This is a genomic window from Ornithinimicrobium carbonis, from assembly GCF_977012275.1.
In genome coordinates, this window is sequence record NZ_OZ348993.1 from 3744354 (window position 1) to 3757300 (window position 12947).

Consider the following 12947-nt stretch of genomic DNA (forward strand, 5'->3'; position numbering starts at 1 on the left):
CACCCCGAGGAGCCCCGTGTCCCAGGACCACCCCACCATGCGGGCCGTGCGCTTCGACGCGTTCGGCGAGCCGCCCTACGTCACCGAGGTCGAGGTCCCGCGCCCCCGGCCGGACGGCGTCGTCGTCCGGGTCGAGGCGACGGGGGTCTGCCGCTCGGACTGGCACGCCTGGCAGGGCCACGACGACGACATCACCGACCTGCCGCACGTGCCGGGGCACGAGTTCGCCGGAGTCGTGCACGAGGTCGGGGCGGACGTGCGGTCGGTGGCCGTCGGCGACCGCGTCGTGGTCCCCTTCGTCTGCGGGTGCGGCACCTGCGAGGTATGCCGTGCCGGCGCCTCCCAGGTGTGTCCCTCCCAGTGGCAGCCCGGCTTCAGCGGGCCGGGCTCCTTCGCCGAGCTCGTCGCCGTGCCGTGGGCCGACCACAACGTCGTCCACCTGCCCGACGAGATCGGGGCCGACGTGGCGGCGAGCCTGGGATGCCGCTTCGCCACCGCCTACCGCGGCGTCGTCGACGTCGCCCGGGTGACCGAGGGCGAGCACGTGGCCGTCCTCGGCTGCGGCGGGGTCGGGCTGGCGGCGGTCATGGTGGCCCGGTCGCGGCGCGCGCACGTGGTGGCGGTGGACGTCAGCCCGGATGCGCTGGAGCTGGCTCGGGCGGTCGGCGCGGAGGAGACCGTGCAGGTGGACGTCGCCACCGATCCGGGTATGGAGCGCGCCGTCGCCCGGGTGCGTGACCTCGTCCCGGGTGGGGTGGACGTGGCGGTGGACGCCCTCGGCAGCGTCGCGACGGCCCGCGCCGCGACCTCGGTGCTGCGCGTGCGGGGTCGCCACCTGCAGCTGGGACTGATGCCGCCGGTGGTCGTCGCGGACCGGGCGAGCGTCCCGATGCACCTGGTGGTCGCCCGGGAGCTGCAGGTGCTGGGCAGCCACGGGATGGCAGCGGCCGACTACCCGCGGATGCTGGCCGACGTGGTGGCCGGGCGGCTGGAGCCGGAGACGTTCCTGGGGCGGACGATCACGCTGGAGGAGGCACCGGCTGCGCTGGCCGCGATGAGCGGACGGACGACACCCGGGGTGACGATCGTCCGGCCGTGACGAGGTTCGTCTCCAGGGGTGGGCCGCTCCTACCGGTCGCGCAGGACCGCGGCCGTGGCGATCGCAGCGCCGGCGGCCTCGTGACCCTTGTCCTCCTGCGAGCCGGGCAGGCCGGCCCGGTCGAGCGCCTGCTGCTCGTCGTCGCAGGTGAGCAGTCCGAAGCCCACCGGGATCCCGGTGGCGACGGAGACCGAGGTCAGGCCGTCGGTGGCGGCGGAGCAGACGTAGTCGAAGTGCGGCGTCCCGCCCCGGATGACGACGCCGAGGGCCACGAGCGCGTCGTACCGTCCGGACCGGGCGAGCCGGGCCGCCGCGACGGGCAGCTCGAAGCTGCCGGGCACGCGCACCTCGTCGACGTCGGTGACCCCGGCCTCGGCCAGGGCCCGCCGGGTGCCGTCCAGCAGCCCGTCCATGACCACGGTGTGCCAGGACGCGGCGACCACGGCCACCCGCATCCCCCGGCCGTCGGCCTCCACGGTGGGGGCTCCGCTGCCGCTCATGTCCTGCTCCTCGTGTGCTCGGGGGTGGGGTGGGGCTCGTCCTCCGCCCCCGGTGGGGGCGTGCGGTCCAGCTCTCGGCGGTGGGCGACGAGCTGCTCGATGGTCAGCACCGGCAGGTCGTGCTCGGCCCCCAGGGCCAGCACCTGGGTCGTGCGCAGCATCTCCCCCTCGTCGTCGACGAGCTCGGCGATCGCCGCCACCGGCGTCAGCCCGGCCAGGACGCACAGGTCGACCGCAGCCTCCGTGTGGCCACGCCGCGCGAGCACCCCGCCCGGTCGGGCCCGCAGCGGCACGACGTGGCCAGGTCGGCGCAGGTCCGTGGCGACCGTGGAGGGGTCCCCGAGGGCGGCCACGGTGCGGCACCGGTCGGTGGCGCTGATCCCCGTGGTGACTCCCTCGGCGACGTCCACCGTGATGGCGTACGCCGTACGCAGCGCGTCCTCGTTCTGCTCCACCATCGGCGGCAGGCCCAGCCGGTCCGCCCAGTCGGCGGGCATCGGCGCGCACAGGTAGCCCGAGGAGTGGCGGATCGTCCAGCCCGTCCACCGGGGCGTGATCGTCTGCGCGGCCAGGACGACGTCCCCCTCGTTCTCCCGGTCGACGTCGTCGAGCACCAGCACCGGAAGCCCCGCCCGCAGGGCAGCCAGGCCCTGGTCGACCGACGACAGCCCGGGCACGACGACCTGGCTGCTCATGACGGCACCTCGACGTCCACGCTGTCCGTCGCCGCGTCCGCACGGTCCGTTCCCGCCGAGGAACGACCCGCCGCAGTGTCCGGGGCGAGCAGCCGCTCGACGTACTTGGCGAGCACGTCCACCTCGACGTTGACCTCGTCCCCGGGCTGACGGGCGCCCAGCGTCGTCAGCTCCAGCGTGGTCGGGATGAGGCTGACCTCGAAGGCCTCCTCGTCGAGCGCGGACACGGTGAGGGACACCCCGTCGAGGCAGACCGAGCCCTTGTGCACGACATACCGGGCGAGCTCCGGCGGAAGCGCGAACCGGACCACCTCCCACCGGTCCCCCGGAGTGCGCGAGAGCACCCGGGTGGTCCCGTCGACGTGACCCTGCACGATGTGGCCGCCGAGGCGGGCGTCGACCCGGACCGCCCGCTCGAGGTTGACCGGGTCACCCTCCGTCAGCCGGCCCAGCGTGCTGCGCGCCAGGGTCTCGGCCATGACGTCGGCCGCGAATCCGTCGTCCAGGACCTCGGTCACGGTCAGGCAGACGCCGTTGACGGCGACGGAGTCGCCGTGCGCCAGGTCGGGGACCACGGTCGGTCCGTGGACCTCGACGCGGCTGCTGTCCTGTGCGTCGGTACGGCGGGCCAGGCGGCCCAGCTCCTCGACGATGCCGGTGAACATGGCGCTCCTTCAGGAGGTGGAGGACGGGGTGAGCGTCCGGTCGGTGGCGTGGGTCGGGGCGGGGTCGGTGCCGAGCGGCGCGGGGTCGGCGTGCCCCGGCGCGGGGCCGGCGGGACGGTCGGGGCGGGCGGAGACCGGGACGAGGGAGAGCCGCAGGTCGGGGCCCACGCGGGCCACGTCGCGCAGCTCGAGGCGGGCGGCGTCCTCGATCGAGCCGATGCCCAGGTCCCCCACTCCGGGCGGTCCGGCCCCCAGCAGCGCGGGCGCCAGGTAGACGAGCACCTCGTCGACGCATCCGGCCCGCCAGAAGGCGGCCGCCAGGGCGGGCCCGCCCTCCAGCAGCACCCGGTGGACGCCGCGTCGGGACAGCTCGGCCAGCACCTCGTGCGGGTCGTGGGTGCGCAGGTGGAGGAGCTCGCCGGCACCCGAGCGCAGCCTCGCCCCGGCGGGTACGTCCCGCCGACCCACGACCACCCGCAGGGGCTGGTCGGGCAGCAGCTCGCCCTGGGGCGTGCGCGCGGTCAGGCTGGGGTCGTCCCGCAGGGCGGTGCCGGTGCCCACGACCACGGCGCCGACCGTGGCGCGCAGCAGGTGGGCGTCGGCCCGGGCCTCGGCGGAGGTGATCCAACGGCTGGAACCGTCGGCGGCGGCGACCCGTCCGTCGAGGGTGGTGGCCATCTTCCACACCACGACGGGTCGACCGGCCCGGGCGGCCGCGGTCCAGTCCGCGACCAGCGCCCCGGACGCCGGGTGCTCCTGGTGGGTGACCTCGATCCCGCTGTCCCGCAGCACCTCCGCACCCCCGGCGGCCCGCGGGGTGGGATCGGGCACGGCATACACGACCCGGGTGACGCCGGCCCGGAGCAGCGCGCCCGTGCAGGGACCCGTGCGCCCGTGGTGGGCGCAGGGCTCGAGGGTGACGTATGCCGTGGCGCCCCGCGCGCGCTCCCCCGCGTCGGCGAGCGCCTCGACCTCGGCGTGCGGCGTCCCTGCTCCGCGGTGGTGACCTTGACCCACGAGCGTCCCGCCGGGGGCGACCAGCACGCAGCCGACCCGGGGGTTGGGGTCGTGGGCGGGACCGTGGAGGGCCACCGCGACGGCGTGGTCCAGCCAGTCGGTGTCGGTGCTCATCCGGGTGTCCTCCGTCGTCGGTCAGGTCCGGGACGAGGGGGACGACGGCAGAGGACCGGGGGCCGGGGGGCGGTCGAGGAGCGACCGCCCACGCCGACACGTGGTCCACCGCGCGCTGCCTCCCATCCGGACTCTCACCGTCGGTCCTGGAGTTTCACCAGGTCAGCCGACCGCTGGCTGCGGCCGGTTCGCGGACTGTCACCGCCGGCTCGGACTTTCACCGACCCCGGAGCGCGTGTGCTCTACCCCTCCACGGTATCAGGACGGGGAAAGGTCGCAGTAGGACGGAGGACGGGTGGCGGGAGGACGAGGGCAGCAGCACGGGTGGCAGGAGGACGGGGCAGCAGCACGGGTGGCAGGAGGACGGGTGGTCGGGAGGCAGCAGGACGAGGAGGGGGCGGGCGACCCTGTTCAGGCGACCCGCAGCCGGACCGCCCGCACGAGGAGACCGCTGCCAAGGACCGCGGTCCCCACCAGCACCGCCATGACCGGCAGGGTCAGCACGAGGACGACGCAGCCCAGGGCACCCACGGCCTGCAGGACCCGCGGGAAGCGGCGGTGCTCCCCGTCCTGGGTCCACGCGGAGACGTTGGCGACCAGGTAGTAGAGCAGGACACCGAAGGAGGAGAAGCCGATCGCCCCGCGCAGGTCGACGGTCAGGACCAGCAGGACGACGACGACGGCCAGCGCGACCTCCGCGCGGTGGGGCACGTGGTGACGCGGGTGCACGGCGGACAGCCACCGGGGCAGGTCGTCCTGCCGGGCCATCGCCAGCGTGGTCCGGCCGATGCCGGCGATGAGCGCCAGCAGCGCGCCGAGCGAGGCGGCGGCCCCGCCGATGCGCACCACGACCCCGGCCCGGTCCCAGGTGCTCGCGGCGACGACGTCCGCCAACGGGGCGGCCGAACCCGCCGTCCCCTCCGCGCCCAGGACCGCGAGGAGGGTGACAGCGACCGCGGCGTAGACGAGCACCGCCCCGCCCAGGGCGAGCTGGATGGCCCGGGGGATCGTCCGGGCGGGGTCGCGCACCTCCTCCCCCATCGTGGCGATGCGGGCGTAGCCGGCGAAGGCGAAGAAGAGCAGGCCGGCCGACTGGAGGATCCCGTACCAGGACAGGCCGCCCCCCGCACCCAGGCCGGTCGCCCCGTCCACCCCGGTCGCGCCGCCCACCCCGGTCGCGCCGCCACCGTCCGACCCGGCCCCCACCCCGGGGGCTGTGCCGGTCGGCAGGACCCTGGTCCAGTCCGGGTCGCCCCCGACCAGCCCGGCGAGCACCACCACGCCGAGCGCCGTCAGCACGACCGTGACGATGATCCGGGTCAGGCCGGCGGTCCGGGTCACGCCGTGGTAGTTGACCGCCGCCAGCGCCACCACCGCCGCCGCGGCGACGGGTCGCTCCCAGCCCGGCGGCGCGGCATACGCCGCGAAGGTCAGCGCCATCGCGGCGCAGCTGGCGGTCTTGCCGATGACGAAGCCCCACCCGGCGGCGAAGCCCCACCAGTCGCCGAGCCGTTCGCGGCCGTAGACGTAGGTGCCGCCGGACGTCGGGTACTGGGCGGCGAGCTGGGCCGAGGAGGTGGCGTTGGCGTAGGCGACGAGCGCGGCGAGGGCCAGCCCCACGAGCAGTCCGGCACCGGCCGCCTGGGCAGCGGGGGCGAAGGCGGCGAACACCCCCGCGCCGATCATGGAGCCCAGGCCGATGACGACCGCGTCCCTCGTGCCCAGCCGTCGGGCCAGCGTCGGTCGGGTGCTCACCGGCTGCTCCTGGGGGGGGTGACGTGGGCCCGGGCGCACGGCTCCATCCTGGCACGCTCCTAGACTGTGGACATGTCACCCACCGCCCTGTCCGTGCTCGACCTGCTGCCCGTCCGCTCCGGGCAGTCCACCGCTCAGGCCCTCGACGCGGCCCGTTCGCTCGCCGTCGTGGCCGACCGCGGCGGGGTGACCCGCTACTGGCTGGCCGAGCACCACAACACGATGTCGGTGGCCTCGACCAGCCCACCGGTGGCGGTCGGGATGCTGGCTGCGGCGACGGAGCGGATGCGGGTCGGCTCCGGCGGGGTGATGCTGCCCAACCACGCCCCGCTGGCGGTGGCGGAGCAGTTCGCGCTGCTGGAGGCGGCATACCCCGGTCGGATCGACCTCGGGATCGGGCGGGCCCCCGGGACCGACCCCGTGACCAGCTGGGCCCTGCGCGCGGGGCAGTCGGACGCCGATGCGGTGCAGCGGTTCCCGGAGTACGTCCAGCAGGTGATGGCGTTCATGGACCCCGAGGGCGCCGCCGTGCAGATCGGGCAGCGCCAGCACGCGATCCGCGCGACGCCGCTGGCCCGCACGGCCCCGCCGGTGTGGCTGCTGGGCTCCTCCGACTACTCGGCGCGGCTGGCGGCCGAGCTCGGGCTGCCCTACGTCTTCGCCCACCACTTCGCCGGGCGCGGGACGGCCGCGGCGCTGGAGCTCTACCGGTCCGGCTTCGCCGGCCCCGGCGAGCCGCGGACCTTCCTCACCGTCAACGCCGTGGTCGCCGACTCCCGCGAGGAGGCCGAGCGGCTGGCGCTGCCGTTCCACCTGATGATGGCCAGCCTGCAGGCGCCGGGCCCGCTGCGGATGCGGCCGCTGCTGACGGTGGACGAGGCGCTCGAGGAGCCGCTGCCGATCCCGCAGCCGGCCTTCGACGCCGTCACCGACCCCTGGCTGCTCGGCACCGCCGACGAGGTGGCCGACCAGGTGCGGGAGCTCGCCGGGCAGTTCGGCGTGGACGAGGTCATGGTCCAGCCGGTGGCGGGCGCGTATGCCGCCGAGCAGCTGGACCGGGACGTGCACCGTGAGCGCACGGTGGGTGATCTGGCGGCGCGCCTGGTCTGAGCCGGGCAGCGTGATCCACCTGCCCCGCAGCGTGGCTGCCCCCCCTCCCCCCCCCGGTACCGCGGGATCCCGGGCCCGCAGCATGGCTGACCCCCTCGGCGCAGCGGGATCCACGGGTCCCGCAGCCTCGTGGTCGCACGAGCGCACGAGTTGTTCCGAAGGATCCAGGGCGAGCCCAGGATTCCGGCCGAACAACCCGTGCACTCGTTCGGCTCGCTTCCCGCTGCTGGCTTCCCGCAGACAGGGTTCGGCGAGCGCCCGGGGACAGTGCAGCGTGCGGCCCAAACGGGGCAGCAGGCGGCGGACGTGGGCGGGTGCGTGGCGGTAGGAGGTCGACGATAGTTGACTTGTCACATAATATCCCGCTACCGTTGAGGCGAATCCCCGCACCACCCGATCTTCAAGGAGCTCCCCCATGGGTCTGTTCGACTGGTTCAAGAAGTCCGACACCGCCGCCTCGACGTCGTCGTCCTCGTCTCCGTCCACGACCACGGCCCCCGCCGTGACCTCCTCGGCGCCGGCCACCGAGTCCTCCGTCCCGGCCGCCCCGGCGAGCGAGACGCCGGCCGCCGCCCAGCTCGACGGCACCTGGACGCTCGACCCGAGCCACAGCAGCCTGGGCTTCGTCGCCCGGCACGCGATGGTGACCAACGTGCGCGGCACCTTCGACGAGTTCCAGGGCAGCGGCGTGGTCGACACCACCGACCTGTCCGGCTCCCACGCCACCGTGGTCATGAAGGCCGCGAGCATCAACACCGGCTCCGAGGACCGCGACGCCCACCTGCGGTCGGCCGACTTCTTCGACGTCGAGACCTACCCCGAGGTGCGCTACACCACGACCTCCGTCGAGCGCGTCGACGAGGAGACCTTCCGCCTCGACGGTGAGCTGACGATCAAGGACGTCACCCGTCCCCTGTCGATCGAGCTCACCTCCACCGGCCTGGCCCAGGACCCCTTCGGCAACCTGCGCGCCGGCTTCGAGGGTGAGACCAGCATCAACCGCAAGGACTGGGGCCTGGTGTGGAACGCCGCCCTGGAGACCGGTGGCGTCCTGGTCAGCGAGAAGATCAAGCTCGTCCTCGACATCTCCGCGATCAAGTCCGTCTGACGGAACGACCGGCCGCGCCCCCCGCGCGCGGCCAGGCTCGCCGGATCGCCGGCCACGAAACGGGTGGGGCTCTGTGGAGCCCCACCCGTTCGTCATGTCCCGGTCGTCATGAGCGTTCGTCGTGTGCCGGTCGTCATGAGCGTTCGTCGTGTCCCGGTCCTCATGAGCGCGTCGGCGGGCGGCGGGGCCCGGTGGCCTGGGAGCGGAGGTCCTCCCCCGTCGGCACGTCCTGGTGCTCCTCGGCCGTCGCGGTGCCCAGGTGCGCCAGGTGTGCCGACCGCTCGGGATCTCCGCCGCGCCGGGTGGCGTAGAGGCTCGTGGCGGTGACGAGCGCGAGGACCCCGACGATGACGAGCAGCGAGGCCAGGGTCGGCACCTCGGGCACGCCGGGCCAGATGCCGTGCGCCCAGTGCAGGACGAGCTTGACGCCGATGAAGCCGAGGATGGCCGCCAGGCCGTAGCCCAGGTGGACGAGCTTGCTGAGGGCGCCCTGGAGCACGAAGTACAGGGCGCGCAGGCCCAGGAGCGCGAACGCGTTGGTCGCGAAGACGAGGAACGGGTCGCCGGTGATGCCGTAGACGGCCGGCACCGAGTCCACCGCGAAGACGATGTCGGTGGCGAAGATGGCCACCACCACCACCGCCAGCGGCGTGAGCGCGCGACGCCCGCCCTCGCGGACGACCAGCCGGGTGCCGCGGTAGTCCTCGGTGACGGGGACGAACCGCCGAAGCAGGCGCACCGAGCGCATCGAGGAGACGTCCAGGTCGTGGTTGCCACCTCTGAGCTGGTCGCGGAGCACCTTGACGGCGGTCGCCAGCAGGATGGCCCCGAACAGCAGGAACGCCCAGGTGAAGTTGGCCAGCACGGCCGCGCCGAGGGCGATGAAGATCGCCCGCAGCACCAGGGCCGCGGCAATACCGAAGAGCAGGACCCGCTGCTGCAGCTCCTTGGGCACGGCGAAAGCTGCCAGCAGGAGCATGAAGACGAACAGGTTGTCCACGGACAACGACTTCTCGACCAGGTAGCCGGTGAGGTACTCCAGCCCGGTGGTGGAGCCGAAGCGGGTCCAGACGTAGGCACCGAACGCCAGCGGCAGCGCGATGTAGAAGACGCTCCAGCCCACCGCCTCCCGCATCGAGACCTCGTGCGGCTTGCGCGTCAGGGCGAAGTCCAGCGCGAGCAGCGCCAGGACGGCCGTCACGGTCACGGCCCACAGACCGGGCGTGGCGACGGTGGAGATGGCCGACGGGGCGTCGGCAGCAGCGATGAAGAGCATGGGGCGGGGGCCTCTCGGTCAGATCAGGACGATCGGATCGAGGTCTCCTTCACCCGGGCCACGGGCCGCCGTCCGAGACGCGTGCGCGTCGTAGTGACCGGAACGGCGCTGGGAAGTACTCCCCTCGCTGACGACGATGGTAGGGCATGCGCGACCTGGAGCACATCGCGCACCTGCGGACAGCCGGGCGCCAACCCGTCAGCGAACCATCGGGACGGCCCCCGTCAGTAGACGATCGAAAAGACCCAGACCGCCAGGGTCATCACCGTGATCGTCACCAGGACGATGCCGATGAGGTTGAGCCACAGGCCGCCCTTCATCATCTGCGGAATCGTCACGTAGCCGGAGCCGAACGCGATCGCGTTGGGTGGGGTGGCCACCGGCAGCATGAACGCGCAGGTCGCGGCGAGCGCGACCGGGATGACGAGCAGCATCGGGTCGACGCCGATGCCCAGGGCGACGCCGCCGGCGACCGGCAGGAAGGTCGCCGCGGTCGCGGTGTTGCTCGTGAGCTCGGTCAGGAAGATGATCCCGGCGGCGAAGACGACCACGAGCAGCACGACCGGCAGCCCGCCGAGACCCTCGGCCTGGGTGCCGATCCACTCGGTCAGGCCGGAGTCGCCGAACTGCGCCGAGAGCGCCAGGCCGCCGCCGAAGAGGAGCAGCACGCCCCAGGGCAGCTGGACCGCGCTCTCCCAGTCGAGGAGCCGGACACCGCGGGCGGCGCCCGCGGGCAGCAGGAAGAGCAGCAGCGCCACGGCCATCGCGATGCCGGCGTCGCTGATCGGGGGCTCGTCCCAGATGAGCGGGACGGTCACCCAGGCGAGCGCGGCGAGAATGAACAGGCCCAGCACCCGGATCTCTCCCTGGGACATGCCACCGAGCTTGGCGACCTCCTCGTCCATCAGCTTTCGCCCGCCGGGGATCTCGTCGATCTCGGGCTTGAAGAGCACCTTGGTCAGCAGGAACCAGCAGATCACCAGGAAGATCACCGCGAGCGGGACCCCGACCAGCATCCACTGGCCGAAGCCGATGGTGATGTCGTGGTTCTCGGCGAGGTAGCCCACCATCAGCGTGTTGGGCGGGGTGCCGATGATCGTGCCGAGGGAGCCGATCGAGGCGGCGTAGGCGATGCCGAGCATGAGCGCGGTGCCGAAGTTGGACTCGATGACGGCGTCCTTGACCGCCTTCGACTGCAGGTCGGGCTCGCCGTCGGCGTCGACGGGGACGTCCGTGCCCGCGCCCCGCTCGGCTCCCTCGCCGGCGACCGCCGGAGCACCGACCTTCTCGCCGAGCGTCGTCACGAGCATGAGCACCGAGACGCCGATCGGCAGCATCATCACGGCCGTGGCCGTGTTGGAGACCCACATCGACAGGAAGCCCGTGGCGATCATGAACCCGGCCACCACCATCGCCGGGTTGGTCCCCATCGCCCGCACCGTGACCAGGGCGATGCGCCGGTGCAGGTTCCAGCGCTGCATGGCCAGCGCCAGCATGAAGCCGCCCATGAACAGGAAGATGATGTTGTTGCCGTAGGACGCGCCGACGTCGTTGACGCTGGCCTCCCCCAGGACCGGGAACACCACCAGGGGCACGAGCGCGGTCGCCGGGATGGGCAGCGCCTCGGTCATCCACCAGATGCCCATGAGCACGGCGACCGCCGCGGTGAGCTTGGCGGGGTGGGCGACGTCGCCCATGAGCAGGTAGATGATGACGGCGGCGACCAGTCCGGCCGCCAACCCGCCCCAGCGGACCTTGTTGGCCCGGGGCTCCAGCCCGGGGTCCCGCTCGCCCGGGGACTGCTGCTCGATCTCGGCGCCGCGCTCCGGATCGGGGTCGAACCTGCGCAGATGGTCGCCGGGAACCGGCGGTGGCTGGTGGCTCATGGTGGGATCCTCTCCCCCTCGTCGCGGACCGGTCGTGCTCACGCTACCGCCGGACGCCCCACCAGCAACCGGAGAACCACCAGGGACAGGACGACGGACACGGCGACGAAGCCGACCACCCCCGTCCAGCCCCGGGCCTCGAAGGCCAGCCCGCCGGCCCACCCGAGGAGGCTGGAGCCGCCGTAGTAGGAGAGGTTGTAGAGCCCGGTCGACTGCGCCCGCGCCGTCACCGCCCGCGCACCCGCCCACCCCGAGGCCACCGAGTGCGCCCCGAAGAACCCGGCCGTCATCACCAGCAGGCCCAGCAGCACCAGCCACAACGGACCGCCCAAAGTGACCAGCAGGCCGGCGAGCATGACGAGCACGGAGGCGACGAGCACGGCATACCTCCCGTGGCGCGCCGCGAGCGCCCCCGCCCGCGGTGCCGAGACCGTGCCCGCCAGGTAGGCCAGGAAGACGAGCCCGACCGCCCACGCCGGCAGCAGGTAGGGCGCGGCCACCAGCCGGAACGCCAGGTAGTTGTAGACGGCGACGAACCCGCCCATGAGCAGGAAGGCGACCAGGTACAGGCCCAGCAGGGCCCGGTCCTGCAAGTTCGTCAGCACCCGCCGGGTGCGGTCGAGGAACGTCTCGCCGCGGACGCGGACGAACCGACGCTCGCGCGGCGCCAGCAGCACGAACCCGACCGCGGCGACCGCCGCCATCGCCGACACGGTCGTCATCCCCATCCGCCAGGACGTCAGGTCCGCGACGGGGGTGGCCACGAGGCGGCCGATCAGACCGCCGACCGTCGTCCCGCCGACGAACCAGCCGGCGGCGACCGCTGCCGACCGCGCGTCGACCTCGTCGTTGAGGTAGGCCATCGCCAGCGCCGGCACGCCACCCAGGAACGCCCCCTCCAGCAGCCGCATGAGCAGGACCAGCTCGAAGGTCGGCGCCCACGCGGACGCCAGGCCGAGGACCGTCGCGCCGACGACCGCGGCGACCATGGCGCGCAGGCGGCCGTACCGGTCCCCCACGAAGGACCACGGCACGACCGCGAGCGCCAGCCCCAGCGTGGCGGCGGAGACGGCGAGCGCGGCCCGGTCGGCGGTGGTGCCCAGGTCGGTGGCGATCTGGGGCAGCACGCCCTGGGGCGAGTAGAGCTGGGCGAAGGTGGCCACCCCCGCCAGGACGAGGGCGGCGAGCAGACGTCGGTATGCCGTGCTGCCGCGGGCGTGCCCGGGGTGCCCGGGCGTCGGGGGGTGGGGTCGGATCACCGAGGACCTACCCGGTCGCGGCCGGGGCGGGGTCGAGGAGCTGCTGGAGGGACTCGAAGGCGGTCGGCTCGATGACGTACCAGGTCTGTCGGCCGTCCCGGGTGCGGGTGAGGAAGCCCGTGTCGTGCAGGACCCCCAGGTGGTGGGAGACGGTCGGTTGGCTCAGGCCCAGGTGGTCGGCGAGGTCCTTGGTGGTGGTGCGGGCGCCGGCGCTGGTGCGGATCCGGCCGAGGATGCGCAGCCGCACCGGGTCGCCCAGCGTCCGCAGGGTCCGGGCGAGCAGCTCGGCGTCCGGGCCGTCGAGCTCTCCGGCGAGGACCGGGGAGCAGCAGAGGTCCCGCAGCCGCGCAGCCGGGTCCGGAACGTCCTCGGCGTCCGGCCGGCTCGCGGAATGAGTTGACACGGATCCACCTTTCATAGACAGTCATCTAATCATTAGATAGACATCTATGCAAAGGAGCTC

General features: G+C 73.6%; 12 protein-coding genes and 1 riboswitch. Of the genes, 3 read left to right on the forward strand and 9 right to left on the reverse strand.

Annotated features, from left to right (window positions below; all coding sequences use genetic code 11):
* Positions 1-16 precede the first annotated feature (16 nt).
* Entirely contained in the window at positions 17-1099 is a 1083-nt protein-coding gene (locus ACWHYA_RS17165) for an alcohol dehydrogenase catalytic domain-containing protein (protein WP_425940221.1), read from the forward strand.
* 29 nt (positions 1100-1128) lie between these two features.
* On the opposite strand, the gene ribH is transcribed toward ACWHYA_RS17165, so the two are convergent.
* The 5 genes from ribH to ACWHYA_RS17190 all read right to left on the reverse strand — a co-directional run bounded on the left by ribH (position 1129) and on the right by ACWHYA_RS17190 (position 5845).
* Positions 1129-1599 (reverse strand): 6,7-dimethyl-8-ribityllumazine synthase, encoded by a 471-nt coding sequence (gene ribH / locus ACWHYA_RS17170; protein ID WP_425940219.1) that lies wholly within the window; start codon positions 1597-1599, stop codon positions 1129-1131.
* Positions 1596-2294: a 3,4-dihydroxy-2-butanone-4-phosphate synthase gene (gene ribB / locus ACWHYA_RS17175; protein WP_425940217.1), complete on the reverse strand. Its 699-nt coding sequence runs from the start codon at positions 2292-2294 to the stop codon at positions 1596-1598. Before ribB ends, ribH begins: the two co-directional genes overlap by 4 nt.
* Positions 2291-2959, reverse strand: coding sequence for a riboflavin synthase (locus ACWHYA_RS17180; protein WP_425940216.1), 669 nt, complete (start codon positions 2957-2959; stop codon positions 2291-2293). Before ACWHYA_RS17180 ends, ribB begins: the two co-directional genes overlap by 4 nt.
* 9 nt (positions 2960-2968) lie before the next feature.
* On the reverse strand, positions 2969-4090 hold the full coding sequence (ribD, locus tag ACWHYA_RS17185) for a bifunctional diaminohydroxyphosphoribosylaminopyrimidine deaminase/5-amino-6-(5-phosphoribosylamino)uracil reductase RibD (RefSeq protein ID WP_425940214.1): 1122 nt from the start codon (positions 4088-4090) through the stop codon (positions 2969-2971).
* Positions 4091-4200: 110 nt separating this feature from the next.
* A riboswitch (FMN riboswitch) is annotated at positions 4201-4327 on the reverse strand.
* A 174-nt stretch (positions 4328-4501) separates the two neighbouring features.
* Positions 4502-5845, reverse strand: coding sequence for an APC family permease (locus ACWHYA_RS17190; RefSeq protein ID WP_425940213.1), 1344 nt, complete (start codon positions 5843-5845; stop codon positions 4502-4504).
* A 72-nt stretch (positions 5846-5917) separates the two neighbouring features.
* Between ACWHYA_RS17190 and ACWHYA_RS17195 the strand changes: the two genes are divergently transcribed.
* Positions 5918-6955 (forward strand): LLM class flavin-dependent oxidoreductase, encoded by a 1038-nt coding sequence (locus ACWHYA_RS17195; RefSeq protein ID WP_425940211.1) that lies wholly within the window; start codon positions 5918-5920, stop codon positions 6953-6955.
* 415 nt (positions 6956-7370) lie between these two features.
* Positions 7371-8063: a YceI family protein gene (locus tag ACWHYA_RS17200; protein ID WP_425940209.1), complete on the forward strand. Its 693-nt coding sequence runs from the start codon at positions 7371-7373 to the stop codon at positions 8061-8063.
* A gap of 160 nt (positions 8064-8223) precedes the next feature.
* On the opposite strand, the gene ACWHYA_RS17205 is transcribed toward ACWHYA_RS17200, so the two are convergent.
* From ACWHYA_RS17205 to ACWHYA_RS17220, 4 genes are all read right to left on the reverse strand, one after another.
* Positions 8224-9339, reverse strand: coding sequence for a TerC family protein (locus tag ACWHYA_RS17205; RefSeq protein ID WP_425940207.1), 1116 nt, complete (start codon positions 9337-9339; stop codon positions 8224-8226).
* A 224-nt stretch (positions 9340-9563) separates the two neighbouring features.
* Positions 9564-11225 carry an SLC13 family permease gene (locus ACWHYA_RS17210; RefSeq protein ID WP_425940205.1) on the reverse strand — a complete coding sequence of 554 codons (1662 nt, stop codon included), beginning with the start codon at positions 11223-11225 and terminating at the stop codon, positions 9564-9566.
* Positions 11226-11263: 38 nt separating this feature from the next.
* Complete coding sequence (locus tag ACWHYA_RS17215) at positions 11264-12484, reverse strand: MFS transporter (RefSeq protein WP_425940203.1); 1221 nt, start codon at positions 12482-12484, stop codon at positions 11264-11266.
* Positions 12485-12491: 7 nt separating this feature from the next.
* The gene (locus ACWHYA_RS17220) at positions 12492-12887 is read right to left on the reverse strand and encodes an ArsR/SmtB family transcription factor (RefSeq protein WP_425940201.1); all 396 of its coding nucleotides are present in this window, start codon (positions 12885-12887) and stop codon (positions 12492-12494) included.
* Positions 12888-12947: the final 60 nt, after the last annotated feature.

What these genes read in the sequence shown, in the direction of transcription:
- ACWHYA_RS17180 (WP_425940216.1), bottom strand. Translation starts at nt 2,959, where the DNA reads ATGTTCACCGGCATCGTCGAGGAGCTGGGCCGCCTGGCCCGCCGTACC.
- ACWHYA_RS17205 (WP_425940207.1), bottom strand. Translation starts at nt 9,339, where the DNA reads ATGCTCTTCATCGCTGCTGCCGACGCCCCGTCGGCCATCTCCACCGTC.
- ACWHYA_RS17195 (WP_425940211.1), top strand. Translation starts at nt 5,918, where the DNA reads ATGTCACCCACCGCCCTGTCCGTGCTCGACCTGCTGCCCGTCCGCTCC.
- ACWHYA_RS17210 (WP_425940205.1), bottom strand. Translation starts at nt 11,225, where the DNA reads ATGAGCCACCAGCCACCGCCGGTTCCCGGCGACCATCTGCGCAGGTTC.
- ribH (WP_425940219.1), bottom strand. Translation starts at nt 1,599, where the DNA reads ATGAGCGGCAGCGGAGCCCCCACCGTGGAGGCCGACGGCCGGGGGATG.
- ribD (WP_425940214.1), bottom strand. Translation starts at nt 4,090, where the DNA reads ATGAGCACCGACACCGACTGGCTGGACCACGCCGTCGCGGTGGCCCTC.
- ACWHYA_RS17200 (WP_425940209.1), top strand. Translation starts at nt 7,371, where the DNA reads ATGGGTCTGTTCGACTGGTTCAAGAAGTCCGACACCGCCGCCTCGACG.
- ribB (WP_425940217.1), bottom strand. Translation starts at nt 2,294, where the DNA reads ATGAGCAGCCAGGTCGTCGTGCCCGGGCTGTCGTCGGTCGACCAGGGC.